Genomic DNA, 230 nt, shown 5'->3' with positions numbered 1-230 from the left:
ACTACTCTTAGAATCTGAAACAGACTCAGAAGCTTCAATTGATTGCGAGTCGGACTGTGAACTTGCTTCAGATGTCGACGTACTGTCAGAGATTGAAGTTGAGTCGCTTACGGACTGCGACGTGCTTGTTGATGCCAGCGATTCACTTAGTGAAACTGAAATACTCTTAGAATCTGAAGTAGATTCAGAATTTGCACTCGACTCACTTAACGAGACCGAAATACTCCTAG

Annotated in this window: 1 protein-coding gene; it reads left to right on the top strand. The window is 43.0% G+C overall.

Going from position 1 to position 230, the window contains the following annotated elements:
• A partial coding sequence (locus FC87_RS07175) for a hypothetical protein (protein WP_268872351.1) occupies nt 1–230 on the top strand: 230 nt, incomplete at both ends.

Source organism: Fructilactobacillus florum DSM 22689 = JCM 16035, assembly GCF_001436645.1.
In the GTDB taxonomy this organism is placed as follows: Bacteria; Bacillota; Bacilli; order Lactobacillales; family Lactobacillaceae; genus Fructilactobacillus; species Fructilactobacillus florum.
This window is presented reverse-complemented; position numbering and strand designations above follow the sequence as displayed.